Origin of the sequence: Arthrobacter sp. B10-11, from assembly GCF_033142195.1 — a bacterium.
Lineage (GTDB): Bacteria > Actinomycetota > Actinomycetes > Actinomycetales > Micrococcaceae > Arthrobacter > Arthrobacter oryzae_C.
Map to the genome: position 1 here is coordinate 100,623 of NZ_JAWMTH010000007.1, position 24,517 is coordinate 125,139.

Sequence of the window (24,517 nt, forward strand, 5' to 3'; positions counted from 1 at the left end):
CTAGGCAAAATGCCGCCATAAGTGTTCCCTGATTTCTCCGGGAAATGCCCGTTTCCGGTAAGATTATTGCGTGATTGACCATATCGACAGAAATATCTTGCGCCACCTCAAGGAGGATGGCCGGATGACTGCCACGGCGCTGGCGGCAAAGGTCGGACTGACAGTGGCGCCGTGCCACCGGAGGCTCCGCGACCTTGAGTCTTCAGGGGTGATCCGGGGCTACCGCGCGGACATTGACCCGTCCGCCGTCGGGCTCGGGTTCGAGGCAATCGTTTTCGTGACGCTCAGGCAGGTGGACCGGCCCACCATGGAGATTTTCGAAAACAGGGTGGCGGATAACCCCAACATCGTGGAGGCGCAGCGTCTGTTCGGCTCGCCGGATTACCTCCTGAAGGTCATCGCGGAGGACCTGCCCGCCTACCAGCGCTTCTACGACGCCGAGCTCACCTCGCTGCCCGGCGTGGAGCGGCTGACGTCAACGCTGGTGATGAAAAATCTCAAATCGAACGCTGGCCCGCCGGTCTAGAAGCAGCCGTTCGGTCTCGGCCCGGGCCGCCAGTCAGGCTGCGGGGCTGACGTGGACGATGATCACCTGGGTGTCCTTGGAACCGTCATACCGGAGGTCGTAGTTGACCTCCAGGCCGGTGGACGTCCCGGGAGTGATGGAAAAGTCGCTCTTCCCTTCAGGGTCTTTCTCAGTCGACGAAATCCACCGCTCAGCGGAGCCGCCGTCGATTCCATAGCGCTGCACGCCGTCGCGGATCAGGCCGAAGTACTCATCCGCCGAATCTGCGGTCAGGAAGTAGGTCACTTCACTGAAGTCGGGTCGCTTGTCCGTGGTGTTGAAGCGGATCCGGTCCGTTTCGCCCGCGATTTCGCCGTTCGGGGCCACAATCGTCAGCGTGATCTTGCCCGAGTCGCGGGTGTTGATTTCCGGGCCGGAGCTGTCCTCGGTGACCCGCACGTCAGCCTTTTTCAGCGAACCCGAGCTCATGTCCAACCGGGCGGTTTTGGTGGCGCGGATCTGGTCCACTCCGGCGGCATCGAGGGTGGAAAATTCGGAGGTGCTCACGGTGCTCCCTGCACTAGATGATGCGGCGGACGTCGGTTCGGGGGCGTTGGGACTGCTGATCTGGCAGCCGGTGAGGGCGAGACTTCCGGCCAGGCCCAACACGGGCAGGACACGGCGGAGGACGGCGGCCTGCCGCCGAAGGCGCGGGAGGCCGGCCCGCCGCGCGGGGATCACTGGTGCACCTCGGCGTCGAAACCGGAGGCAAAGCGGTCCATGATGCCCGGGATGTTGTTGGTGGGACGGTACTGGTCCACGCGGTCGTTGAAATCCGAGCCGATGATCTGCCGGGCCCCGGCCGGGTCGGTAGCCAGCAGGTCCTGGTAGGCCGGCAGGGTGTCCTGCTTGATGAGCTCCCAGCGCTGGTCGGCATTCGCGATGTTCCCGTCGGGGAAGCCGGTGGTGAAGTCCGTGCGGAACTGGGCGGGGTTGTCCCAGTTGGTGAAGGGCACGTTTTCCGGGCCCGGACTTTCCACGCTGAACTTGTAGGGGAACACTTCGGGGTAGCTCCTGGCGCCGGGGATGGATGGTTCACCGGCCAGGGTCACCATGTAGGTCACGGCTTCCCCGCCGGGGTGGCTGCGCATGGTGTCGTAGTCGTCAGCGATGATTTCGTTCTGCTCGCGATACAGGAGCGCGGTGTTGCCTGCCTGCACCTGCGCGGGGTCGCCGGAATCGACCTGGGCCCAGGCGCGTGCCGTGGGGTAGTCGATGGCACCGGAGTCGCGGAGCCGGTTGATCTCGTCCAGGCCGCCTGCCATATAGGCCTGGTGCTGCCGGGCCTGGTCCAGGAAGATCTCCTTGTTCATGTCCAGCATGCTGGTCTCGTAGAACTTGATCTCCTGGTCGGTCATGCCGGCCAGTTGTTCGATCTGGTCCAGCATCGGCAGGGGAATGTCCGATGCAGGGTTGTCTGCGATCTGCTGCGCGAGGTCCCGCATCGCGGCCATGTCCTTGAACCCGCCGGCGAACGACGGGCCGATCATGTTGGCCATTCCGGCCCACTGCAGGTCCGGGTTGGACAGGTACGCCTGCCCGTAGAAGTCATAGACCTTCTTGATGGTCTCCCAGTTGTATTCCGTGCCCTTGGACGTATCCCAGTCCGCGGGATCGATGCCCATGTCCCGCATGGCCTGCTGGTTCCAGTAGTCGGAGAGGAACGCCGAATACTCCGGCGAATTCTTCTCGATCAGTCCCGAGTCGGCGGCCGCGTCCAGGGCGGACTTTGCGGCGTCCGGGTTGGCCAGCGCCCACTGCCTGAACTCTTCGCTTGTCAGATATTCCTGGCGTTCCCCGGGGGTCATGCCGTTGAGTTTGTCCGTCAGCTCCCGCGCGGCGCCGTCCGTCTGTGGATTGCCGCCGGCGGGCCCGCGCCCGCCGTTGCCGCCGCCCGGTGACCCGGTGCTGGCTTGGTCCTGCTGGTCGGCGTTCCGCAGCAGTGCCCTGGACGCGTCCTGGATGCCGGCGGCGGCCGTGCGGAGCGCCTTGGCGTGGGAGGCGTTCCAATCGCTGCGGAACCGGTCGCCGTCGTTGCCCTTCCATGGGCTGGAGGCGATGGGCCCGCCAAGCTGCTGCCCCAGCTGCTCCAGCCTGCCGGCACCCTTTGCCAGTTCCTTGGCGAGCTGGCGCAGCTGCGCCACATCAGCGCCGTAGAAGTTCCCCGCCATGTTTCCCCCTGGTTGAAGTCCACGGCAAGCGTAACGGCTTTGACGCGGGGCGGCGATGGGGACAAGTCCCCGCCGGCAGTGTCAGGTGCCCAGCAGCCCGGTGGTGCGGTAAGGGATGACCTCGCGAAGGAACATGCTGGTGGAGGTGCGGACGATGCCGGGACAGAGGCGGATTTCCTCCGACACCCGGTAGAGGTCGTCCGGGCTTTTGGCCACCACGCGGATGAGGAGGTCGGTGTCGCCCGCCGGCGCGTGGCATTCCAGGACTTCAGGAATCCTGCGCAGTGCTGCGATGGCCTCGTTCAGGTGGCTCTGGTCCAATTCAGCGCTCACCGCCGCGGCCACGCCGCGGCCGAGCGCCGAGGGCAGTACGCGGCTGCTGTTGGGCCGGAGGGCGCCCGACGCGGTCATCCGCTCCAGGCGCGACTGGACCGTTCCGCGCGCCAGGCCCAGCTTCTGTGCCAGCACCATGATGGGCGCGCGGGGATCATCGTCCAGTGCCGCAAGGATCCTCCGGTCCGTTGGATCGAGTTCCTGCAATCTGACCACTTCCTGTCCATCCTCGGCTCCGCTGTTGATCACTCTGACCAGTGGCGCCGCGGCTCATTGCGCCAACTGTAGGTCTTCTGTTCAAATAATGGCAACAAGGGACGCAGGCTACCGCCGGATCCCGCAGGCTACAGGATCCCCGGCACACCACCCGGTCCCTGGAACAGGTTTCCCGCAAGGAGGCTGCCGCTGATTGACACTTGTTCACGCATCGTCACTCCGCAAACACGGCAAGAGCCCCTGAGCTCCCGACGTCGGATTCCCGAAGTCATCGGTAGCTGAGGGGCTCTTGTGTTTGTTCGGGACGCCGCAGATCAGCCTAGGCTGGTGCCATGACTTCAGCCGGCCGTTTCGCTCCCAGCCCCTCCGGCGAACTTCATGTGGGAAACCTCAGGACGGCCATCCTGGCCTGGCTCTTCGCCCGCTCCACCGGCCGCCGGTTCCTGATGCGGGTGGAGGACCTGGACCGCGCGCGGGCGGGCGCGGAGGCGGAGCAGCTCCGCGATCTGGCGGCCATCGGCGTGACCTGGGACGGCGGCGTCGTACGCCAGACGGACCGCGAGCCGCTGTATGCGGAAGCGATCAGCAGGCTCGCTGCGGCGGGGCTGACGTACGAATGTTTTTGCACCCGGCGCGAAATCCAGGAAGCGCCGTCCGCGCCGCATGCCCCCCAGGGGGCGTACCCGGGGACGTGCCGGAACCTCGATCAAGCTGAACGTGCCTTCAAAAGGACCATCCGGCCTGCGGCGATCCGGCTTCGTTCCGCCATGGCCGAGTGGACGGTCGAAGACCTGCTGCACGGGCTGTACACGGGTGTGGTGGACGACTTTGTGCTGCGCCGCAATGACGGCGTTACTGCCTACAACCTCGCGGTGGTGGTTGATGACGCGGCGCAGGGGATCGACCAGGTGGTGCGGGGTGATGACCTCCTGCCCTCCACGCCCCGGCAGGCATACCTGGCCTCGCTTCTGAATATTCCCCTTCCGGAATATGCTCACGTGCCGCTGGTGGTGAATTCCGACGGCGCCCGGCTGGCCAAGCGTGACGGTGCCGTGACGCTCGCGGACCTCGCAGCCGCGGGCTGGGACGCGGGCGCGGTGCGGGACATCATCCTGCAATCGCTGGGGCTCCCGCCCGGACCGCTTCCGGTGGCCCTCGCGTCCTTTGATCCTTCGGCGCTGCCGCGGGAGCCCTGGGTGTGGCCCGGAGTGCCGGTGGCAGGCGCGTAGGCTGGGACCATGCCAGCCACAGGAACCACGGACTCAAGCGTCCCCCAGCCACGATTCACTGTTGAGACGGCCAAGGTCCTTGCCGAAGTTGCCCACAACCGCCAGAAGGACAAACTCAAGCGGCCGTACCGCGACCATGTTCTCGCCGTCGGCGATGCCCTGGCGGATTTCGACGACGACATCCGGATTGCCGGCTACCTCCACGACATCGCCGAGGACACCCCCATCACACGGCAGGCCCTGCTGGACATGGGCGTCTCCGAGCGTGCTGTGGGGATCATCGAGCGCGTCACGAAACGGCTGCACGACAACCCTGACGACTACCAGGCCGGCATCCGGTTCATCGCCCAGGACCACGACGCCACGCTGGTCAAGATCGCGGACAACGCCCACAATTCGCTGCCCGAGCGCGTCAAGGCCCTGGCTGAGAAGTGGCCGGACAAGCCGCCCGTCACGCGCTATGACGAGGCCCGGCCGGTGCTCTACAACGCCGTGCCGGTGGAAGAAGTCCGGATGATCCTGGCCCGGGTGAACCCTTGGTTGCTCGAGGAACTGGACGACCGCCTGGACGAGGCGGACGATACCGACTACGAGAACCTCTCTTACGAGTCCTAGTTAGCGGATGCCCTCCCAGAGGGCCCGCTCCCACGCCCTGGGGTCGTGTATGACGCGGGATTCGGTGTCGAAGAGCATGGTGGTCCGGCGCGCGGGGTCGTAGTCCGGCCAGCCCGGATCGCCGGTAGCGGCGAAGGAAATCCACGCGGCATGCATGGCATCGGCCAGCTCCTGTGGCGGGTCTGCTCCCAGCAGCGGACCGAACAGCCTGGAGTGCGTATCCAGGGTATCGAAGACGAACGGCACCTCCACTGCGTGGACTGCGCCGAGGCCGGGGGCGGGCCAGCCAAACTCGTACATATACGTGCGGGCGGTTGTGGCTGCCGCCGCGTGGGCGTCCGCCAGGCGGAGGGCGGGGAGCCGCACCCACCAGTCGGTTTCCACCGCGGCCAGCAGATCGCCGGGGGAACCGGCCGGGTAGTGGGAACGATACTCGCGGTATGCCACGTCGGCAGGGAGCCCGTACGCGGACATGGGCGGGAACCCGTCCACGCTGTTGGAGTCCGCAAGGTCCTGCTCCGTGACCTTGGCGATCACCCCCGTAATCGCCAGGAACAGCTTCCAGTCCTCGGTATTGGTGCCCACTATGACGTCGACGGTCGCGCCGGCGCCGGCGCCGATCCGTTCGATGGGCCGCTGCGGAACGACGTCGCCGTCGATCGTCGGTTGCCAGAGCATCAGGCCCGCCACAGCATCGCGTCCCCAACGTTCCGGGTCCGGTTTGGCAAAGAGATCCGCCTTCAACTCGGCCTGCGCCGCGAGGAACCGCTGAGGAGGCACCGCTGCCATTGCCTCCCGGGTTGGCGGAACCCCGAGCTTCTCAGCGAGGAGCCCGCCGATTCGCTGGGCGGTCTCCGTGGGAATCGCATGGTGGGCTGCCCCGCTCTGCAGGATGGCCCGCCGGAACAACCCCTCGGCCCGGGGCATCGAGAGGAGCACTCCGATGCTCATGGCACCTGCCGACTGGCCAAAGACCGTGACGTTGCCGGGGTCACCGCCGAAAGCTGCGATGTTCCCGCGGACCCACTCCAGGGCTGCGACCTGGTCGAGCAGGCCCACGTTGGCCTGCCCGTCTCCAAGGTCCAGGAATCCGTCCGCGCCCACCCGCCAGTTGATCACCACACACACGACGCCGTCCCGGGCGAAGTTCCGGCCGTCATAGGCCGCCGTCGAACCGATTTCGAACGCGCCGCCCTGAATCCAGACCATTACCGGGAGGCCGGCGCCGCCCGGGTCCGGTGTCCAGACGTTGAGGTTGAGGCAGTCGTCGCCGGCCAGCTCAGTGTCCCACTCCGTGCCCGCACTTTCCGGGGGAGCCAGCTGGAAAGGGGCCGCGCCGTACCGGGTGGCGTCCCGGATTTCGGTCCAGGGCTGAACCGGCCGCGGCGGGCGGAGCCGGTTCGCGCCGGACGCCGGGGCCGCGTAGGGAATGCCGAGGAAACGGTGCACGCCGTTGTCGACGCTACCGCGCAGCTGGCCATGTGTGGTCTGGACAACAGTGTTCATGCTAGCCACCTTCACCGGCGGGGGGCTTCCCGCCCCAGTGTCACTCTGGCAGCCGCGGCGGCGCGGTTGAAGGGCCGAAGGTCACCCCTTGGTGGTCTGGCCCGTCGAGACCGCCCGTTCCATCTGCTCCAGAGCTGCGCTCATCTTGTGGGTGCCGCGTTTCTCGTCAATGACAATGGAAACGCCCAGCGCCAGCACGATCACCAGCAGGCAGACGGGCACCGAGACCCCGGCGGCGGCGAGCCCCACGCTGCCGGCCAGGGCCGCGAGGACGCCCGTGGCCACGGCAATGACCGTGCGGTCCACGCAGATCATGATGCTGAACATCGCCGTCAGGGACGCCTTGAAAATGGCCACCGGGATGGCGATGCTGGCCACTGCCACGGCGGCGCTGATGTGCGCCTCGTGGTCGATGTAGTAGGCCGCCACATGCAGGCCGGCCCCTGTCGCGGCGATGGCGGCGAAGATGGGGATATGCCCGTAGCCGAAGAAGAAGGAGCGGTGCCGCTGGAGGTGCAGGGCCGGGCCGGCGGGCAGGATGAAGTAGATCCACCACATGGCGAAGGCGAGGGCCGTTCCGCCGAAGCCCACCAGGGCGGCGTCCACGCTCCAGCCGTGGTTGGCCACGATCGCGCGGAGGGTTTCGATGGCACCGATCAGGCATTCGCCGAGGGCGATGATGGCCAGCAGTCCGTAGCGTTCCGCGATGTGGTGCGCGTGCCAGGGGGTCCGCATGGAACGTTCGGCCACGTAGGGCGTGGCCATTTCCAGCACGAAAAGAGGCACCGTCATCATGATGGTGGTCGGCACGTCCGCCTGGATGAGCAGCACCGCGATCCAGCCGAGCTGCACCACCCCCAGGTAGGTCGCATAGCGCAGGCAGGTTCGGCGGCGGGCCGGATCCTGCCGCGCTGCACGCAGCCATTGGAACACCAAGGCGAGGCGCATGATTACGTAGCCGCCCACCATCACGGCGTTGTCCACATGGTCGCCCTCCACCAGCGAGTGGAACAACGGCTCGATCCCCATGGCCAGAATGAGCACGCCGAGCAGCTGGACCATCGTGACCACTCGGAACACCCAGTCGTCGGTGTCGTAGGCGCTGGCGAACCAGGTGAAGTTGATCCAGGCCCAGATCACGGCGAACATCGTGAAGGAGAACCCCAGCAGCCCTGCACCGAAGTGGGCTTCGGCGATCTCGTGGGCGAACTGGCTTCCGGCAACTCCGAAGGCAATGACGAAGGTGAGGTCGAAGAACAGCTCCAGCGGCGTGGCGGCCCGGTGCTTCTCGTGCGGGTCGCGGCCGCCCATGCGCGCCATGGCATGCCGAAGGGGGTTGGTGGACATGGCTCACACAGTACCGCGGTAGGTGGGTCCGCTCCAGAGAGCGCTAAATACTAAGGGGGACTACACCCGGCCCAGCGAGTCGATGTCCTCGAGGAAGTCCTGGTGGACCTCCTTGCTGACCGTGGTCCGGGTGTCCCCGATCGCGTCAAGGTAGTCCTGCGTGGCGGGGCCCTTCCGGACAGCCTCGCGTACGGAGGCGCTGCCGCCGGAAGCCAGCCCGCCGTCGTCGTACACTGCCTTTTCGAGCGCCCGCTGGGACGCGCTCCGGGCGGCGTACTCAATGTCCGCGGGGGAGAAGCCCTCGGTGCGGTCCACCAGCAACGCCACATCCACGTCGTCCACCACGGTGGCCGGAATGAAGCGCTGCCACATGGCCTCGCGGGCCTGGCGGTCCGGGAGTCCGATGGGGATGACGTAGTCAAAGCGGCCGTGCCGGAGGAACGCGGTGTCGAGTGCGCGGATGAAGTTGGTGGCGCAGACCAGCAGGCGGCCGGGCTGTTCGCGGAAGGCCGGGATGATTTTGAGGAGCTCGTTGGTGACGCCCTGCAGCGGCGACGGCGGTTCGCCGGACCGCTGGGACGCGATCTCTTCCACTTCGTCTATGAACACCACGGCATGTTCCAGCTCGGCGATCTCCAGGAAGGTTTCACGGAGGGCGCCGGCGAGCCCCTTGGGATCGGCGGCGAGCCTGGAGGGGAATACTTCCACGAACGGCCATTCGAGCCGGGACGCGATGGCCTTTGCGAACGTCGTCTTTCCGGTCCCGGGAGGGCCAAAGAGGACAACGGCGCGCGGCGGCACCACGCCAAACTCGTCCGCCAGGTCGGCCTCCGCCAGGGGAAGCACCAGCCGGCGTTCCAGCAGTTCCTTTTCGTTCCGCATGCCGGCCACGTTTTCCCAGAGGTCGCGGGCCAGGATACGGCCGCCGAGGAGGCCCAGCGGCTCGAGCTCCTGGCGCTGGACGGGGATGGTGCGCTCGAAGTACCGGAGGTTCTTCTTGAGCACGAAGCCGCGGCTGAGGAACGCCTCCACCCGTGTTTCGGATTCCGGCATCAGGGCGGACAGCTTGTTCAGCCCGTGCGGCGCCATCCGGTTTTCGACGGCGGCCAGCAGTGAGGTCCCGATCCCGCGGCCGCGGTATTCGGGGAGGGTGGCCAGGAAGACGATCCAGCCCTGGTCGTGCGCGGCGCGGCCGACGGCGGCGCCCACCACCATATCGCCCTGCACCGCCACCACGGCGTGGTCCTTTTCGCAGGATGCCAGGACCTCGGACAGTGCGTAGACGGGTTCAATGTTGGTGGCCTTGAGCGACTCCCAGAGGTGCAGGATGCCGTCAAGGTCGGCCGAGTGGAAATCCCTGATCCGCCAGGTGGTCATGATCGTTTCTCCCGAGGTGGTTCGTCGTTGAGCCAGCGTGAACTTCTTAGCTGAGCATATGCGAACCGGACCGCGCCCGGGGTTGCGCCGGCGTTGCATTACGCCGGCGCAACCACGCTAGGAGGGACTGTGGGGACGGAAGGTGACCCCGGCGTCGTCAGACTCCAGCAGCCCGCCTGACGTGGCTGCCCACACACGCACGGGGCCGCCGCTGCCACTTGACGCGTCAATGGCGTACACCTCGCCTGGCAGGGTCCCGCGCGGAACCCAGCTGCTGCCGCCGTCGCGGGACTGGTGGACTGCGCCGCCTGGCTCCACCCCTATGACGTCGTTGCCGCCGACGAAAGCCACGAACCGGAGGACCGGGGCGGCGCGGTTCAACGTCCAGGTGCCGCCGCCGTCAGTGGACCGCTGCAGTCCCTCCGCGGTGGTGGCGAGCACTACGTTGCCGTCCGGGCTTCCAGCCAGGGCGGCCGGGACGAAGGATGCCGCCACCTTTTGCCATGACTTTCCGTCGGAGCTGACCCGAAGGGCGTCGTCGAACGCAACGAACCCGGAGGCCGTGGTGGTCAGGGCGTGAAAGTCGGATGCCCCCTGCCTGGAGAGGGGCTCCCAGGTGGCGCCGCCGTCGGTTGAGCGCATCAGGCCGAGCGGGTCCGGAAGTGTTGAGCCTTTCTCCGGGTGGCCCGAAGCGTACAACGTGCCCTGGTCAGGGCCGGCAGTGAACCCCATGAGGTCGTGCCCGGGCCCGATCCTGACTGCCGGGTTTGTCGAAAGGTCGAACAAGCCGTCGTGGGTAGCAAGGAGCGGCTTGCCGGTCTCCCCGTTGACGGACAGGCCATGGACGTGGCTGTTGGGCAGGCCCTGCCGGGGTGCCTGCTGACTGGCACCTCCGCTGGTTGGCTGCTGGGCGGCTGAGCAGCCCGTGAGAAATAGAACGAGGCCCGATACGGCAGCGATGAGGCGGCCGCGCCGGGCAGCATGGATTGGATACAAGGCAGGCTCCAGCGGCTTGGAATGGGTAACGGACGGTGGCGCCGAACCAGGGGTGGGCCCGGTCCGGCGCCGGGGACCGGCGGACTAAAGCGTCGCCAGCAGGTCCTGCATCTGCTTGATTTCAGCCTCCTGGGCGGTAACGATCTCCTGGGCGAGCTTTACGGCGTCGCTGTTCTGCCCGTCGGCCATTTGGGCCTTTGCCATCTGCACGGCGCCCTCGTGGTGCGCGATCATCTGGGTGAGGAACAGCTTCTCAGCTTCCGTGCCCTGGGCGGCGTCGAGCGCCTTGAGGTCGTCGTCGCTCATCATGCCGGACATGCTGTGGCCCGCTTCGCCGTGCCCGGCCATGGTGGTGGGTTCGTTCCAGCCTTTGAGCCAGCCGTTCATCTGTTCGATTTCCGGGCCCTGCGCGGCCTTGATCTTGGTGGCCAGGTCGGTGATGGCCGGGTTTACGCCCTGCTTGCCGAGCATCATGTCGCTCATTTCCACGGCCTGTGCGTGGTGCGGAATCATGGACTGGGTGAACAGCGTGTCCGCGGAATTATGGCCCATGGCAGCGCTGCCCGACGGTGCGGAACTGGAGCTCATTGCCCCGTGGTCCGCGGGCATGGACGAGGAGCCGCTGGTGGCGTTCGAGCCGCAGCCGGCGAGTGTGATGACGGCTGCCAGGGCAGCGGCTGAAAGGGTGAGTTTCTTCTTCATGTGAATGGTGTCCTTCGGGAATCCGGCATGGGCGCCGGGAGGGCGGATGCCTGGCTTCGGTGCGCGGGTGTTCAACGCGGGGAGCCGGCATCCCTGGGCAGCGGAAGCACCGGGAGCGTCACGGTGCAGGTGCCGGTTTACGTCCGGCTGATAGAGAGTTCGCCGGGCGTGGGACTGCCGGGCACGTGCGCGTAGGCGTACAGCACCCGGCCGGTGTCCGTTGCCGGTTCCGGGCCGGACAAAGATGTGGTGCCGGGGGGCGGCGCCGACAAGCCCGCGGTGGCCGGTGCAGGAATGCAGCTTGCGTGCGGGGCAGACATCTCGCCGGTTTCGCCGGTGGAAACGCACGACGGCGGCGGTTCCGGTGCGCTGCTGCCCATGGGCCGGGCGGACGCAGGATCCAAGGCTGCGGCGTGCGCTGTACCGTCCACCATGGCGCTTGGCGCGGTGTGGGCCTCTGCACTCGGTGCTGTGGCGTGGGTTGCGTGGGTTGCGAGGGTGCCGGCGGGAACGGCTGCCAGGGCCACCGGGCCGTGCTGTGTGTGCGAGGGCGCCAAGACGTGCATGCCGATGAATCCGGCCAGGATTGCGAGGACGCCCAGAAACAGGGCGGGCCGGTACCAGCGGCCCGCAGGGAAGGATCCCGCACGGAAGGACAGGGAGCCGGCAATGTGAGGCACAGCGTTCTCCCTTCCTTGGTACCGTGCGCAGTGGCTGTAGCGTCCACCCGTTCAACGACGGATGCAGGTTTTAGATTCCCAGCGTACCCATGGTGTTCCGCAACGTGTCTGCCGAATGCTGCAGCGCCGCCAGTTCGCCGTCGTCCATGGGCGTGTGAAGCACGCGGCGCACACCGCCGCGTCCCACAATGCTGGGAAGCGACAGCGCCACGCCCGAGATCCCGTACTGTCCGTCCAGCACGGTGGACACGGGCAGGACGGCGTTCTCGTCCCGGAGCAGGGCTTCCACGATCCGTGCGCCGGAGAGCCCGATGGCGTAGTTGGTAGCTCCCTTGCCGGCGATGACCTTGTACGCCGCCTGCGTCACTTCGCGGGCCGTCTCGGCGAGGTAGTCCGGTGTAAAGATGCGTTCGCCGTCGTCCTCCCACTCGCGGATGGGGACGGGGCCGATCGTGGCGCCGGACCAGACGGGAAACTCCGTGTCGCCGTGCTCGCCCACCATGCTGGCATGGACGCTGGCCACGGAGACGCCGGCACGGCGGGCAAGCAGCCACCGCAGCCGCGAGGTATCCAGCACGGTGCCGGAGGAGAAGACGCGTTCGGGGGGCAGCCCGGAGATTTTCTGCGCCGCTACAGTGAGCACATCGCAGGGGTTGGTGACCAGGACGTAGACCGCGTCCGGGGCTTGTTCCAGCAGTTGCGGCATGAGCTGTTCGAGGATGCGGACGTTCGTCCCGGCCAGGTCCAGGCGGGTCTGGCCCGGCGCCTGCTTTGCCCCGGCGGTGATCACCACGACGTCGGCGCCTTCCGTCACGGCGATGTCGCCGCCGCCGGTGACGGTGGCGGCTGCGGCGGCGAACTGGGTGCCGTGGGCGAGGTCCAGGACTTCAGCCTCGGCTTTGAGGGCGTTGACGTCGAACAGCGCGATGTTGCTGGCCGAACCCCGGATCAGGGCGGCGTAGGCCAGCGATGTGCCCACGCTCCCGGCACCCACCACGGCAAGTTTGGATCCTGACATGAGTTACCTCTTCCCCGGCCCCGGAGTGCCAGGACCCGCGCTGGTGGTGCAACTGCCCGCAATGGCTTCATGCTACCCAGTCAGCAGCGCCCGCACACAAGCGCGAACGGACACTTAAGCCCCCCACAAAAGCGCGAACGGACACTTGCGGCCTTTGAATCCGAAGATTTTGGGGCCGCAAGTGTCCGTTCGCGCTACCGGAATTCGTGGGTGGTTAGCTCTTGTCCGTCGAGCCTGCACCCGGACCCGGCCGGTTGGCCACGAGCGGGTAGGGGCCGGTGAAACCGTCGCGGACCGCGGCAAGCTCCAGGACCCGGTCCCGGCAGAGGCGCCAGCCCAGCATCAGCGCCGGAATGACCACCAGCAGCGAGGCAATGGTCCAGGTGCCCACGGGCGAGTCGAAGGCCATCAGGACCAGCACTGCCAGCAGGAAAGCCAGCGTGATCCAGCCGGTCACCGGTGCACCAGGCATCCGGAACGCCGGCCTCAGGAGTTCGCCGCGCTTGGCCAGCCGGGCCAGCTGCATCTGGCACAGCACAATCACGGCCCAGGTGCTGATGATGCCCAGCGACGCCACGTTCAGGACGATTTCGAAGGCTTCGGCGGGCACGATGGCGTTGAGCACCACACCCAGGACAGCCACGGCAGCGGTCAGGGCGATGCCGCCGTAGGGGACACCGGCCTTGTTCATGCGGGCGGCGAACTTGGGGGCGGAGCCGGTGACTGACATGGAGCGCATGATGCGGCCGGTGGAGTACAGGCCGGCGTTGAGCGAGGACAGCGCCGCCGTGAGGACCACCAGGTTCATGATGGCGTCCACGCCCTCCACCCCGATGGAGCCGAAGAAGGTGACGAACGGGCTTTCGCCGGCTTTGTACGAGGTGTACGGCAGCAGCAGGGAAAGCAGCACCAGGGAGCCGACGTAGAACACCGCAATACGGACGATCACCGTGTTGATGGCCTTGGGCATGATCTTTTCCGGGTTCTCGGTTTCGCCGGCCGCGGTGCCGATCAGCTCGATCGAAGCGTAGGCGAACACCACGCCCTGCATCACCACAATCGCAGGCAGCAGCCCGTTGGGGAACATGCCGCCGTTGTCCGCGATCAAGCTGAAGCCCACCTGCTGGCCGTCCACCGGGGTGCCGAAGATGACGAAGTAGATGCCCACCACCAGGAAGGTCACCAGCGCCACCACCTTGATGAGCGCGAACCAGAACTCGAGCTCGCCGAAGACCTTGACTGAGACCAGGTTCAGGCCGAGGACCAGGATCAGGGCCGTCAGCGCCCAGACCCACTGGTCAACGTCCGCAATGGGTGCCCAGTATTTCTTGAAGAAGTTCATGTAAAGCGCGACGGCGGTGATATCCACGATTGCGGTCATCGCCCAGTTCAGCCAGTACAGCCAGCCGGTGACGAAGGCGGCCTTCTCGCCGAAGAACTCACGGGCGTAGGAAACGAACGATCCGGACGAAGGGCGGTGCATCACGAGCTCGCCGAGGGCGCGGAGGATCATGAAGGCAAAGAAGCCGCACACCGCGTAGCTGATGATGAGGGCCGGCCCGGCAGTGGCCAGCCGGCCGCCGGCGCCCATGAAGAGCCCGGTGCCGATCGCACCGCCGATGGCGATCATTTGGACCTGCCGGGGCTTGAGTCCCTTGTGGTAGCCCTCGTCCTCGCGGTGGAGGGTGGCTTCGGAGGCGTGGGCGTGCGCCGGGATGGTGTGGTCGGTGATGACCTGCTTTTGGGCAGTGTCCTGCTGGGGCTGTGTCATGTGGGGTCCTTAGTTGAGGGACTACTTGCTGAGGTTGGCCAGGCGTTGGGGGCTGAGGAGTTCTTCGAGTTGCTCGGCGGTGAGCAGCTGGTGTTCGAGGACGAGTTCGGCAACGCCCTTGCCGGTGGCGAGGGCTTCCTGGGCGATGGCGGTGGCGGTGGCGTAGCCGAGGTGGGGGTTCAGTGCTGTGACCAGGCCGATGGATTGTTCGACGGTGAGGCGGAGGTGTTCGGTGTTGGCGGTGATGCCCCGGACGCAGCGTGCGGTGAGGGTGCGGCAGGCGGCTTCGAGGTGGGAGATGCTCTTGTGGAGGCTGTGGACGATGATGGGTTCGAAGGCGTTGAGCTGGAGTTGTCCGGCTTCGGCGGCCATGGTGATGGTGACGTCGTTGCCGATGACTTCGTAGGCGACCTGGGAGACGACTTCCGGGATCACCGGGTTGATTTTGCCGGGCATGATGGAGGAGCCGGACTGCACGGCGGGGAGGTTGATTTCGCCGAGGCCGGCGCGGGGGCCGGAGGAGAGCAGGCGCAGGTCGTTGCAGATTTTGGAGAGTTTCACGGCCACGCGTTTGAGGACGCCGGAGAGGTGTACGAAGGCGCCGACGTCCTGGGTGGCTTCGATGAGGTCCATGGCGGTGACCAGGGGCAGGCCGGTGATGTCGGCCAGGTGCCGGCAGGCTGTTTCGGCGTAGCCGGCAGGGGCGTTCAGGCCGGTGCCGATGGCGGTGGCGCCGAGGTTGATTTCGTGGATCAGCAGGTCCGCTTCGGCCAGGCGGAGCCGGTCTTCGCCGATGGTGACGGCGTAGGTTCCGAATTCCTGGCCGAGGGTCATGGGGACGGCGTCCTGGAGCTGGGTGCGTCCCATTTTGACCACGGTGCGGAATTCGGCGGCTTTGGCTGCGAAGGCTTCTTCGAGTTCTGCCAGGGCGGCGAGTAGTTCGCGGGCGGCGAAGATGGTGCCGAGTTTCACGGCGGTGGGGTAGACGTCGTTGGTGGACTGGGAGAGGTTGACGTGGTCGTTCGGGTGGAGGCGGGTGTAGTCGCCTTTGGGGTGTCCGAGGATTTCCAGGGCGCGGTTGGCGATGACTTCGTTGGCGTTCATGTTCGAGGATGTTCCGGCGCCGCCCTGGATGACGTCGACGACGAACTGGTCGCTGAGTTTGCCGTTCAGGACGTCGGTGCAGGCGGCCTCGATGGCGTCGGCGCGTTCGGCGTCGAGCAGGCCGAGTTCGCGGTTGGTGCGGGCGGCGGCGAGCTTCACGGCGGCCAGGCCGCGGACCAGGTGCATGTTGGAGGAGAGCGGCTGGCCGCTGATGGGGAAGTTCTCCACGGCGCGGAGCGTGTGGACGCCCCAGTACGCGGAAGCGGGGACGTCGCGGTCACCCAGCAGGTCGTGCTCGGAACGGAAAGCGGCGGGGGATGCAGTTTCGGTCATGAATATCCTCGGGAGGCGTGGCTGGGGAGATGGGTTGGTTGGGGGCGGCTAGTTTGCCGGGACGAAGTCGGTTGCCGTCAGCTTGCCGACGGGACGGCCGCCGCCCAGGACAGCGCCGGTGGCGATGCCCGCCAGCGGTGAGGTGTCGACGTCGAGCGCTTCCAGCGCGCGGACGGTGACCGGCATGCGGGCGCGGTCGCCGCCGTCGGAAATCTTCACGGCCACGGCGCTGCCGTCCGGCAGCCCCACGAGCTGGACGCCTTCGAATCCGTCCTTGGCCACCGCTCCCGGGAGCAGGCGCATCAGTTCGGTGACGTCGCGGCCCTCGCCAGCCACCATGTCGGGGTGCTGCATCATGGAACGTCCGACGGCGGCTTCCGGACTCCTGGGATCGGTCACCACCGCGGCGGCGAGGCGGCCGAAGGCCCGGGCCATGCCGCGGAGGGTGAGGGCGAAGAGCGGAGTGCCGCAGCCGTCAGTGCTGGTGCGCTGGGGCTGTTCGCCGGTGAGTTCCCGGACGGTGGCGGCAACCAGCTGCTGCAGGGGGTGTCCCGGATCAAGGTACCCGCGGACCGGCCAGCCGTTGATCACGCAGGTGGCGGCCATGGCGGCGTGTTTGCCGGAGCAGTTCTGGGCTAGCCGGGTGGCGGTTCCGCCGGCGCGGAGCCATTCTTCGCGTTCGTCCGGGCCGTACGGGAGGTCGGTGCTGTTCTCCAGGGCGTCAGCTGTCAACCCGTGCATCTCGAGGATGTGCAGGGCGCCGTCGCGGTGGATGGCTGCTCCGGAGTGGCTGGCGGCGGTGAGGGCAAGGAGGTCGGCGGGCAGGTCAAGGCCGGCGCTGACCATGGCGACGGCCTGCAGGGGTTTGAGGGACGAGCGCGGGTAGAAGGGGGCCAGCGGGTCGCCCGCCGAAAGCAGCGTGCGGAGGCCGCCGTCGGCGGTTGCGTCCTGGACGGTGGCGATCACCGAGCCGTAGTGGATGCTTTCCACGAGCCCGTCGCGGGTCTGCACGGCCAACGGTGTGTGCTGCGGCAGGGTCAAAAGATCCTGTTCCTGTGCTGGAGCGTGGGCGTGGGCGGGCAAGGCAGGGGAGAGCATGGAGTCCTTGGGATCGGTGGTGCGGCGTCGGTTGCGTGATGGGTTTGGTGCGGCTACTGGCTGAGGATGGAGTCGAGGGCTGCGCCCACGGCCTGCAGGTGCTCCTGCATGGCGGCGCTGGCCTCGGCGGCATTGCCGGATTCGATGGCGGCCAGGATCCGCTGGTGTTCCTGGTCCGAGGCGTGCTGGCGGTCGGCCACCATGTTGAGGGTTTCTGACTGGTGCGCCAGGGCGTCGCGGATGTCGGCGACGACGTTTTCGAAAACCTTATTGTGGCTGGCGCGGGCCACGGCAGCGTGGAAGCTGGAGTCGAGGGTTACCCAGGCTTCGGGGTCGTCCTCGGCCGCCATGGCGGCGACGATGTCGCGCAGCCCGTCAAGTTCCTCCGGAGTGCGGCGCTGGGCGGCCAGGCCGGCGGCGGGGACTTCGATGTGGGGGCGGGCCTCGGTGAGGTCCAAGGCGGAGTACTGGCCGAGCACCAGGTCTTTGGCTACCCGGCTGGCCACTACGAACGTGCCGCGGCCGGTCTTGGTGGTGGTGAGGCCGAGGGCGTTGCAGGAGCGCAGTGCCTCACGGACCACCGAACGGCTCACCCCGTACTGCTGGGAGAGCGTGGCTTCGGAGCTCAGCTTGGCGCCGACTTCAAGCTTGCCGGACTCGATTTCCGCGCGGAGGACGTTGAAGACGGCTTCGGCCGCGCTAAGGCGGGCGAGGGGCTGGGTTCCGGGCTGTCCTGCTGTCCGGCTGTCTGACAGGTTCACGCTTAAAATATGGCACGGGTCACACGGGGTGTCAATTGTGTCCGCACGCATCTGACGGGGAATCGCCTGCGCCCGGTACGTTCGTTCCGATTTGGCCCTTTACGGGCCCATGGCTCGCTCGTAGACTTTAAGTCCACGCTCAATCGGTACGTTCGTGCCTCTAGGAAGCGCCAGCAATGAGAAAGGCCAGGCCATGGTCGACGCGTTTACTGACCGGCTCGCCGCCGAGGTCCGGGCGCGCCGTGGAGCCCTGCGCCTGACCCAGCACGATCTTGCCCAACTCGCCGGCGTCTCGGAGCGCTTCGTGCGCTTTGTGGAACAGGGGAAGCGCAGCGTTCAGCTGGATTCCCTCCTGGCACTGCTGGAGACGCTGGGACTGGAGCTTCAGCTGGCCACGCGGACACGAACCGCTGCGCGCGCCATAGGCGGCCAGTCCGCTGTCGGCGGCATGTCGGGCGTACCCGCATCCCGCGACCACAAGCCCGCCCCGGCCGCGGTTAAGGGCCCCGCACCGACGGAGCACCAGCCATGAGGCACCGCGTCGCCGATGTCTACAAGGCCGGCGTGCTGGCCGCCCGCCTCGAGCGGCACGGCGGCGGCACCAGGTTCAGCTACCTGCCCGCCTACCTCGCGGCGGGAGGTCCCGCCGTCGCCAGTTCGCTGCCGCTGAGCACTGAGCCCGTGCTGTCCGCCGCGGGAGCAGCGCCGCCGTACTTCACCGGGCTGCTGCCGGAGGGAAGGCGGCTGAACGCGCTTCGTCGATCGGTGAAGACGAGCGTTGACGACGAACTCTCGCTCCTGATCGCGGCGGGCGCCAACCCGGTGGGTGATGTGCAGATCGTTGGCCACGGCGAGCCGCTGGACCCGGACGAACACGCCGTCGAGCTGAACCCCAAGGCGCCGGTCGATTTCGACGCGCTGCTGGGCGATTCCGGACTGATCGACCCCGTGGCGCTTGCCGGAGTGCAGGACAAACTGTCCGCCGGGATGATCTCCATGCCCGTGGCCAGCGCCGGGCGGCGCTACATCCTCAAGCTCAATGCGCCGGAGTTCCCGCACGTGGTGGAGAACGAACTGGTGATGTTCCGCTACGCTGCCAAGCTGCGGATACCGCTGAGCAGAGTGCGGTTGATCCGGGACGTCGAGGGCCGGCCGGGGCTGTTGGTGGAGCGGTTCGACCGGATCCCGTTGGCAGGCGGTGCGCACGGTGCGGTGCAGCGGCTCGCCGTCGAGGACGGTGCGCAGGTGCTGGGGTTGTACCCGGCGGACAAGTACAACGTGGGGTACGGGCAGGTGTGCCACGCCCTGGCGGAGTATTGTTCAGCGCCGCTGCCGGCGTTGCGGAACCTGGCCATCCAGGCGGCTTTTGCATGGCTGAGCGGCAACGGTGACCTCCATGCGAAGAACGTGTCGATGGTGCAGCAGCCGTCGGGGGAGTGGTCCATCGCCCCGGTTTACGACATCCCCTCCACAGTGGTTTACGGGGATAAAACGCTCGCCCTCACGCTGGCCGGCAAACGCACCGGGATCTCGCGGAAGCATTTCCTGGGCTGGGCAACGGGTCTGGGACTGGCAGAGCGCGCCGCTGTTCAGGTGCTGGAGCTCGGATTGAAGGCCTCGGGTCCGTTGGTGGCCGACCTGGAGTCCGGGACCGCTTTTGCTTCAACGAACGACGACGGCGCCTCGCCGTTTTCGGCGACGGTCACCAAGTCGTGGCTCAAGGAGCTCAAGCACCGGCGGAGGCTGCTGGAAGGGTAGGGAAGCTGTGCCTAGAGGTGCTGGATCCCGGCCCGCTGCATTGCGTCCCTGTAGATCTCGACGCTCTTGCTCAGCAGTTCTTCCTGCTTGTTGGCGGAGACCGCGAAGGCCCGGCCGCCGAGGGCGCTTGCCTTGTAGACCTTAATCCCGGAGTTTTTCAGGGACTGGTGGTATGTCTTTTCGAAGAGGGTCAGGAAGGTCTGGGCATCCGTGCCGTGGGCGATGATGGCCGAGACGCGCTTGTTGATCTTCAGGAACTGGCGGAAGGGCCGCAAGCCGTCCGTCTTCTCCTGGACGTTGAGGGCTGAGGGGAGATCGGGGTCGCGCACCCAGGGGTAGGCGTTCCACGGCATGACGTAGCGGGGGTCGAGTTCCACGATTTCGTAGATTGAGGTGGCCCGCCGGGCTGCTTCGTCGTCATTGAAGTGCGATACAAAGCCCGATTCGGTGCCCTTGCCGGGACTGACGTGGAGGCTGACGATCCTGCATTCGTCTTCGTCGTGAACGGGATCGATATACGGGACTATTGAGCCCGGCTTCTTTTCCATCAGTTCGTCGCAAAGCTGGGTTACAGCTGCGATGTTCGGTTCCTGCAGCAGGGCCTTTTTTTCGTCCCAGTCAATCGTCACGATTTCTCCCTCAGCACACGGCGTCCAGAATCAGGCGTCTGGTTCCACTCTACGCTTTTGGCCGGGGTTGGTGTTCTGCGGGTTTCCAGAAACCGGGGTTGCCGGCATCGTGGTGGGGCTCAGCGGCAAGAGTCTCACGACCTATTTCCGGGCGGAACATACGGGCGTACGCTTAAAGCGCCTGCAGGTAACCGTTCAGATAACGCGGGCCGTTCGGGACATGCGAATGTCCGGGCCGTCTCCATAGCGAGATCGCGAAGGTACCTGCAGGTCTTTCGTGTTTAAGGCCGTCCTTGCCCGTTCAGTCGCGCGCATCAGCCATTGAGGCCACTGCCCTCTCCGGCCGCCGGAGCTATGCGGCCACGGAGCTATGCGGCATGGATCTAAGCTTGCCGCGCTTGAGCGCCTTGGCCTGGTGCCGGAGTTCCCGGCGGTGACGGGATGCTGCTTGATCGGGCGGCGAATGTCCCGGCAGCGGCGGAGCTGTGTACTGGTAGCTATGCCCCGTTGGCGTTGTCAGCTGGACTGTATGGCGGGGGCCTGGCCGTGGTCGGGCGGCCCAGCCGGGGGCTTCCTTGGTGTGGTTGCAGGCCTCACAGAGTCCGGCGCCGTTGCCTTGCGTGGTGGTTCCGCCGCGGTGCCAGGGCAGCACGTGATCCAGATGCCTGATCGGAGCGTCGCAATATGGCGTGCGGCAGGTGTGGTCGCGGACCTGGATGAAGCGGCCCAATCCGGGCGGGAAGAGCCTTGCCCTCGAGTCCATCGCCACGAGATCCCCGCTGCCCGGGGCGGTGTAGAGCCGACGGAGCCAAACGTTCAGGGGACGGTCATGGCCCCGGACAGCGATCTTCCGGGCCCACTCCGCAGGGACAATGCCGTAGCCCGGGAGCCGGGCCGGCTCGCTGTCGCCCTGGAACAGCGTGCGGTCCGTCATGACCAGCTGGATCTCGACCCCGCTGATTCCGACTGCCGTTCCTGTGATGCGTTCCACCAGCGCATCGGCCATGACCTGGCCGCGGGAGCGGGCGTCTCCGCCGGATCTGAACTTGTCCGCATGCCTCGTGAGCTCCGCGTGGACCGCCACACCCTCCGCGACCGGGAGGAACGCCGTCAAATAGCACATGGTGTCGGGCGCGGGGCGGAGACTGACATGACGCTCGGCGGCGGCGTGGCTGGCGCGGTCCGCAACGGAGCGTGGATCGCGCCGATAGGCAGCTGTCCGTGCCGCGGCAATCACCGCACGGTCGCCTGCTCCACTGAACGTCCCGACGTCGGACGCCAACTCTTCGTCAACGGCGCTGCGGTCGGCCGGGGAGAGGCAGGCAGTCTCCCGCACCAACAGTGTGGCGCGCCATTCACTCAGCTGACCCGACTCCAAGCCGGCGAGGGTGTGCGGCATCTCGGTGACGAGCGCCTTCGCCAAGCCCAGTAGCCGGCTGCCCCTGGCTGGCGATTCCCGGCGGGCGAGGGCGATCTGGGCTGCGACGCCGGTGCCGAGCTCTTCGGCGGGCATGCCGGCGCGGGCCTGCTCACTGCGCTGCTTTAAGTCGAAGGCAACCGCGATCCGGGCCTGTCGTGCGGCCACAGCAGACTTCAGCTCCTCAAGTTCACGGAGCTGGTCAATCATCCCCGCGCTGTCCGCGGCGGGCCGCGCGTCAGCCAGGGTGCGGATCATTTCCGTGACCGTCACACCGCTTGCTGCCTCGGAGACCACTTCAGGTCCCTGCCCGCCGTCCATGCACTAAGTGTCCCCGTGACCACCGACATTTAACGCCGCTTGCTGAGGGAACAGGCAAAGGGCGTCGCCTCCCGTTCCGGACGGGAGGCGACGCCCCTTGTGCTCGCCCCTGGTGGGATGACTCCTAGTGCTGGCCGAGGGTCCCCGCAGCAGGCGGCAGGCCGCCGTCGCGCCTTTCCTCGTCCCGGCGTTCAGCCGCACTGCGCGTGTCACTGTCGGCCGTTTCGTCCGAATCGCCCTCGAAGTCCACCAGTCCGTTGGTCTGGTCGAACGGCTTGGCGATCCGTTCGTCGCTCAAAGCGGAGCCCGTGCCGGCTGTGGCGCCCGCCGTTTCCGCCGGCTCCACGTACCCGGAAGCGTCGGTGGCCGGAACGGCTGAGACCGGTGTCCCGGAAACCGGCGCGGTGGTGTCGCGGGCCGGCTCCGTGTCCTTGTCCCGCATGCTCGCGGCCACTCCGGCTGCGGCCGCAGCGGCAACCCCGACTCCCGCCGCCATCTTTCCGGAGACGCCGGCCTTGCCGGAATCGCCGCGTGATGCCGCTGCGGCGTCCACCCCGGGCGTCGCCGGTGCAGCGCCCTCGTTGACGGTCCCGCGCCACGCGCCGCTTGCATAGCCTTCGTCTTCGATGAACTCCTTGAACCTCTTCAGGTCCGCGTCCACCTGGCGGTCAACGACGTGAAGTTTGTCTCCGATGGTTTCTACGATCCCTTCCGGTTCGTATTCGAGTGAGAGCTGCACCGACGTCTGGCCCCCTCCCACGTCTTCGAAGGTTACGGTCCCTGCGTTGGTTGCGCCTTCGGTCGCGGCCCAGGCGACCTTGCGGTCCGGAACCTGCTCCAGGATCTTCGCCTCCCACTTCCGGCGGACGCCCGCGATTTCGGCCACCCATTCAAGGCGGTCGTCGCTCAGTTGCGTCACGCTCTTGACGCCACCCATGAAGTGTGGAAATTCCTCGAACTGGGTCCACTGGTTGTACGCCGTGCTTGTCGGGACGTTGACCAGAATGCGTTTCTCGACCTTCGTGCTCATGGTGTCTCCTTTGACTAGGACGGGTTGTGCATCGACTGACGACGGCGGTGATCCGTCAAGTAATCAGTATGCTTACTATAACTTCGATGCTGCTGTCCGGCTAGAGTTTCCTTTGGCGGCCGCCGCCGTTCCACGTGTCCACGAGCCAAGGACCCACACATGCAGGTCAACAAACGGGCGCTCCGGGAAGCCGGGTTTGCGGGCTTCAGGTCCTTCGCGGACGTTGAGATCAACCGGATTCCGCAGGCGCCGGGGATCTTCGCCGTTCTCCAGCCCGAAGGTTTCCAGGTGCAGTTCCTGGCCAGGAGCACGGCCGGGGTGTTTAAGAAAAAGGACCCCTCGCTTTCCGCAGACAAGCTCGCTGCCGAATGGGTGGACGGCGCGGAGGTCCTCTACGTCGGAAAGGCAGGACCCGGCAGCAAGGGCAACCGCGGGCTGCGCCGCCAGATCCAGGAATTCCTGGACTTCGGCAACGGCAAACCCCCGGGGCACTGGGACGGGAGGCTTATCTGGCAGCTCGCGAACGCCGATTCCCTGCTCCTCGCCTGGAAAGAGCTACCCGCAGGCGGGTTGAACCAGGCTGAGGCCAAGTATCACGCCGACTTCCGTGAGACGTACGGCCGCCTCCCCTTCGCCAATCTGGTCCAGGCCAGGGTCAAAGGCTGAGGAGAGGGCCCTAAGTGTCCGTTCGCGCTGTGGGCGCACGACGGCGGCCGGCGGCTTTGGGGCCGTATGTGTCCGTTCGCGCTGTTCAGCCGCGTTCCAGCCGGACTGTCCGCTTCCAGTTGGTTCCGTACTTCTGCATATGAACGCGAGTCCGGTCAGCGCGGAAGAAGTCTTGCGCGAACTCCACAGGAGTTCCATGTACGTCCCAGGCAACCCGGCGGATTTCCAGCAACGCCGATCCGGGCGGCACGTCCAGCACACTGGCCTGCTCGTCCGTGGCGGGCACGGCTTCCACCGTCTCGTCGGCACGGTCCAGTTCCAGCCCGTACTCGGTGGTCAGCAGGTGGTACAGCGAGCCCGTCAACGGATGCGTGAGCAGTCCCGGGAAGCGGGCGGCCGGCAGCACTGACAGATCCAGTGACCACGAGGTCCCGTCCACCAGCCGCAGTCTCCGGATGCGCAGGACCGCATCCCCGCCGTTCAGGTGCAGGTTCCGCCGCTCGTCAGGCTGCGGCAGGCCCATCTCGGCGCGCACCACGGTGGTGGAAATGGAGCGGCCCTGGTGGAGCACCATTTGGGGAACGCCCTCCACGGTGTTCAGGTGCCGCTGGATCCGGCCGTCGTTGAAGAACACGCCGCCCGAACGCCCCAGAACCCGCCGGACGGTGCCCTCGGCCTCCATCCGGTCGATCGCCTGCCGGAGGACAGCCCGGCCGATGCCGAGCCGCTCGGCCAGTGCGCGTTCACTGCCCATCAGTTCGCCCGGGCGAAACATCTCCGCCCGCGCGAACCGGGTCAGTGCCGCGTGGGCGGCATCAGCGGCCGTCATTTTGTCCGGCTCTTCGCCCGCGCCCATTGCCATCGTCCCAAAGTA

At 66.8% G+C, this 24,517-nt stretch carries 24 protein-coding genes; 6 read left to right on the forward strand and 18 right to left on the reverse strand.

Annotated features, from left to right (window positions below; translation table 11 throughout):
- Nucleotides 1-70: 70 nt before the first annotated feature.
- Entirely contained in the window at nt 71-526 is a 456-nt protein-coding gene (locus RW112_RS19395) for an Lrp/AsnC family transcriptional regulator (RefSeq protein ID WP_309967440.1), read from the forward strand.
- A gap of 33 nt (nt 527-559) precedes the next feature.
- Here the strand turns inward: RW112_RS19395 and RW112_RS19400 are convergent, their stop codons facing one another.
- The 3 genes from RW112_RS19400 to RW112_RS19410 all read right to left on the reverse strand — a co-directional run bounded on the left by RW112_RS19400 (nt 560) and on the right by RW112_RS19410 (nt 3,276).
- The gene (locus RW112_RS19400) at nt 560-1,246 is read right to left on the reverse strand and encodes a hypothetical protein (protein ID WP_411709944.1); all 687 of its coding nucleotides are present in this window, start codon (nt 1,244-1,246) and stop codon (nt 560-562) included.
- A complete protein-coding gene (locus tag RW112_RS19405; protein WP_317783325.1) occupies nt 1,243-2,736 on the reverse strand; it encodes a WXG100 family type VII secretion target in 1,494 nt (497 codons plus the stop codon). Before RW112_RS19405 ends, RW112_RS19400 begins: the two co-directional genes overlap by 4 nt.
- 81 nt (nt 2,737-2,817) lie before the next feature.
- A complete protein-coding gene (locus RW112_RS19410; RefSeq protein WP_305943503.1) occupies nt 2,818-3,276 on the reverse strand; it encodes an Lrp/AsnC family transcriptional regulator in 459 nt (152 codons plus the stop codon).
- Between the two features lie 341 nt (nt 3,277-3,617).
- Here RW112_RS19410 and gluQRS point away from each other — a divergent pair, with 341 nt between their 5' ends.
- Entirely contained in the window at nt 3,618-4,514 is an 897-nt protein-coding gene (gene gluQRS / locus RW112_RS19415; protein WP_317783326.1) for a tRNA glutamyl-Q(34) synthetase GluQRS, read from the forward strand.
- 9 nt (nt 4,515-4,523) lie between these two features.
- Nucleotides 4,524-5,129, forward strand: coding sequence for a phosphohydrolase (locus RW112_RS19420; RefSeq protein ID WP_317783327.1), 606 nt, complete (start codon nt 4,524-4,526; stop codon nt 5,127-5,129).
- Here RW112_RS19420 and RW112_RS19425 read toward each other — a convergent pair whose 3' ends face one another.
- The 11 genes from RW112_RS19425 to RW112_RS19475 all read right to left on the reverse strand — a co-directional run bounded on the left by RW112_RS19425 (nt 5,130) and on the right by RW112_RS19475 (nt 17,822).
- Entirely contained in the window at nt 5,130-6,635 is a 1,506-nt protein-coding gene (locus tag RW112_RS19425) for a carboxylesterase/lipase family protein (RefSeq protein ID WP_317783328.1), read from the reverse strand. It abuts the gene before it with no gap.
- 81 nt (nt 6,636-6,716) lie between these two features.
- Entirely contained in the window at nt 6,717-7,982 is a 1,266-nt protein-coding gene (locus RW112_RS19430; protein WP_317783329.1) for a low temperature requirement protein A, read from the reverse strand.
- Between the two features lie 60 nt (nt 7,983-8,042).
- Complete coding sequence (locus RW112_RS19435; protein ID WP_317783330.1) at nt 8,043-9,359, reverse strand: ATP-binding protein; 1,317 nt, start codon at nt 9,357-9,359, stop codon at nt 8,043-8,045.
- A 117-nt stretch (nt 9,360-9,476) separates the two neighbouring features.
- Nucleotides 9,477-10,355, reverse strand: a complete 879-nt coding sequence (locus tag RW112_RS19440) for a F510_1955 family glycosylhydrolase (protein WP_317783331.1) — start codon at nt 10,353-10,355, stop codon at nt 9,477-9,479.
- An 84-nt stretch (nt 10,356-10,439) separates the two neighbouring features.
- Complete coding sequence (locus RW112_RS19445; protein WP_317783332.1) at nt 10,440-11,057, reverse strand: DUF305 domain-containing protein; 618 nt, start codon at nt 11,055-11,057, stop codon at nt 10,440-10,442.
- 137 nt (nt 11,058-11,194) lie between these two features.
- Nucleotides 11,195-11,737: a hypothetical protein gene (locus RW112_RS19450; RefSeq protein WP_317783333.1), complete on the reverse strand. Its 543-nt coding sequence runs from the start codon at nt 11,735-11,737 to the stop codon at nt 11,195-11,197.
- A 70-nt stretch (nt 11,738-11,807) separates the two neighbouring features.
- A complete protein-coding gene (locus RW112_RS19455) occupies nt 11,808-12,755 on the reverse strand; it encodes an L-lactate dehydrogenase (RefSeq protein WP_305942756.1) in 948 nt (315 codons plus the stop codon).
- A 214-nt stretch (nt 12,756-12,969) separates the two neighbouring features.
- Complete coding sequence (locus tag RW112_RS19460; protein ID WP_317783334.1) at nt 12,970-14,526, reverse strand: amino acid permease; 1,557 nt, start codon at nt 14,524-14,526, stop codon at nt 12,970-12,972.
- 21 nt (nt 14,527-14,547) lie between these two features.
- Nucleotides 14,548-15,963, reverse strand: coding sequence for an aspartate ammonia-lyase (locus RW112_RS19465; RefSeq protein ID WP_317783335.1), 1,416 nt, complete (start codon nt 15,961-15,963; stop codon nt 14,548-14,550).
- Nucleotides 15,964-16,011: 48 nt separating this feature from the next.
- On the reverse strand, nt 16,012-17,061 hold the full coding sequence (locus RW112_RS19470; RefSeq protein WP_317783336.1) for an asparaginase: 1,050 nt from the start codon (nt 17,059-17,061) through the stop codon (nt 16,012-16,014).
- A 53-nt stretch (nt 17,062-17,114) separates the two neighbouring features.
- A complete protein-coding gene (locus RW112_RS19475; RefSeq protein WP_317783337.1) occupies nt 17,115-17,822 on the reverse strand; it encodes a FadR/GntR family transcriptional regulator in 708 nt (235 codons plus the stop codon).
- Between the two features lie 193 nt (nt 17,823-18,015).
- Here RW112_RS19475 and RW112_RS19480 point away from each other — a divergent pair, with 193 nt between their 5' ends.
- Entirely contained in the window at nt 18,016-18,354 is a 339-nt protein-coding gene (locus tag RW112_RS19480; protein WP_317783338.1) for a type II toxin-antitoxin system Y4mF family antitoxin, read from the forward strand.
- Nucleotides 18,351-19,580, forward strand: coding sequence for a type II toxin-antitoxin system HipA family toxin (locus RW112_RS19485; RefSeq protein ID WP_317783339.1), 1,230 nt, complete (start codon nt 18,351-18,353; stop codon nt 19,578-19,580). Before RW112_RS19480 ends, RW112_RS19485 begins: the two co-directional genes overlap by 4 nt.
- An 11-nt stretch (nt 19,581-19,591) precedes the next feature.
- Here the strand turns inward: RW112_RS19485 and RW112_RS19490 are convergent, their stop codons facing one another.
- The 3 genes from RW112_RS19490 to RW112_RS19500 form a co-directional block, all read right to left on the reverse strand.
- Nucleotides 19,592-20,209, reverse strand: a complete 618-nt coding sequence (locus RW112_RS19490) for a uracil-DNA glycosylase (protein ID WP_317783340.1) — start codon at nt 20,207-20,209, stop codon at nt 19,592-19,594.
- Between the two features lie 352 nt (nt 20,210-20,561).
- On the reverse strand, nt 20,562-21,884 hold the full coding sequence (locus RW112_RS19495) for an HNH endonuclease (protein ID WP_317783392.1): 1,323 nt from the start codon (nt 21,882-21,884) through the stop codon (nt 20,562-20,564).
- Nucleotides 21,885-22,071: 187 nt separating this feature from the next.
- The gene (locus RW112_RS19500; RefSeq protein WP_317783341.1) at nt 22,072-22,977 is read right to left on the reverse strand and encodes an SRPBCC family protein; all 906 of its coding nucleotides are present in this window, start codon (nt 22,975-22,977) and stop codon (nt 22,072-22,074) included.
- Between the two features lie 159 nt (nt 22,978-23,136).
- Between RW112_RS19500 and RW112_RS19505 the strand changes: the two genes are divergently transcribed.
- Nucleotides 23,137-23,643 (forward strand): hypothetical protein, encoded by a 507-nt coding sequence (locus RW112_RS19505; protein WP_317783342.1) that lies wholly within the window; start codon nt 23,137-23,139, stop codon nt 23,641-23,643.
- Nucleotides 23,644-23,728: 85 nt separating this feature from the next.
- Here RW112_RS19505 and RW112_RS19510 read toward each other — a convergent pair whose 3' ends face one another.
- Nucleotides 23,729-24,505, reverse strand: coding sequence for a GntR family transcriptional regulator (locus RW112_RS19510; RefSeq protein ID WP_317783343.1), 777 nt, complete (start codon nt 24,503-24,505; stop codon nt 23,729-23,731).
- Nucleotides 24,506-24,517: the final 12 nt, after the last annotated feature.